Origin of the sequence: Paenarthrobacter sp. CM16, from assembly GCF_013179505.1 — a bacterium.
In the GTDB taxonomy this organism is placed as follows: domain Bacteria; phylum Actinomycetota; class Actinomycetes; order Actinomycetales; family Micrococcaceae; genus Arthrobacter.
The window spans coordinates 1-1,438 of the sequence record NZ_JABMCX010000528.1; the positions used below are offsets into that span (position 1 = coordinate 1).

Here is a 1,438-nt window from a genome sequence, read left to right on the forward strand (position 1 = left end):
TGCCTGTTGCGCCGGCCGTCACGCCCACTACGGGTACATCAGCCGAGCCATCCGCGGACACCGTCAGTGCCACGAATGCGCCCGCTGTGCCGGAACAAGTGGAGGATGCGGTTGAAGTCCGGATCGATTTCCCGTCGCCCACGCGCACGAGTGCATTGGAAGCCAGCCCGGACGGGCGATGGCTCGCTGTGGGGACCTCCTTTGGAGACGTCTATGTGGCGGATACAGCTCAGGGCACGCTAAGACTTGTTGTCAGTGTGGGTGAGGGCAGCATCGAACAACTGGCGTGGTCCGGCGATTCGCAGTGGCTGGGATGGTCCGAGCCGGTCACGGCATTCGGTTCACGGAGTAAGCTCCGAATCACCCGGCCCGATGACGCGGAAGCGGGCATCATCGACGTCACGGACGGCCGGTTCTGTGACGAATCGCCGCGGTTCACTCCTGACGGGAAGTTCCTCGCCTTCCTCTCGAACCGCAGCTTTGATCCCGTCTATGACGGCCACTCCTTCGACCTGTCCTTCCCGAGCCCCATCAAGCCGTATTTGGTTGCCCTGGCCGCGGACACGCCTTCACCGTTCGGCCCGTCGGTCGATTCCCTTGGGGAGGAGGAGCCCGCCCCGTTAAAGTCCGACGACGGCGTGGCGCCTTCCGTGCGCGTCGACCCTGAGGGCCTGGCGCACCGCGTCATCACTGTGCCCGTACCGCAAGGAAACTACTCGCAACTGGCTGTAGCGGAGGGTGCGCTGCTGTGGCTCGATACTGAGCTTTCCGGTGTGACCGGCGAGGGCAAGGGCGCCCTTTCGGATAAGAAGACCGCGCCCGCTTTGGTGCGCTACGATCTCGCCAAGCGCAAGAAGGCCACCTTGGTTGCCGCAGTGGACAGCTTCAGGTTGTCGGGGGACTTGAAGAGGGTTGTATACATCCTGGACCAGCAGGTGACCTCGGTGCCATGCGAGAACAAGGTGGACGAGGAATCCGGAGACCTGGTCAAGGTCGAACTCAACCGGGTCCGGGTCATTCTGGACCCCGTGGCTGCCTGGGGGCAGGCCTTTGAGGAAGCTTGGCGGCTCCAGCGCGACTTCTTCTGGACTGCGGACATGGCGGGCCAGGATTGGGACTCCGTCTACAAGCGCTACCGTCCGTTGGTGGACCGGCTGGGCTCGCATGACGACCTTGTGGACCTTCTATGGGAGTTGCACGGCGAGCTGGGAACATCGCACGCCTACGTCAAGCCTGCCGCCGTCAGCGAACCTGGCCGTAACGGCCAAGGACGCCTGGGGGCCGAGCTTCACTTCGGCAGCAAAGGCTGGGAAATCACCCGCATCCTGGCAGGGGAGTCCTCGGACCCCCTGGCGACGTCCCCCCTGACCCGGCCCGGCGCAGACGCGAAGGCGGGGGACGTTCTCCTGGCCATTGACGGCGTCGAACTTTCAGTGGC

General features: G+C 64.3%; 1 protein-coding gene. It reads left to right on the forward strand.

From position 1 onward, the window contains the following. Nucleotides 1-1,438, forward strand: a 1,438-nt coding sequence (locus HP499_RS24190; protein ID WP_172326564.1) for a PDZ domain-containing protein, incomplete at both ends; no start/stop codon positions are given.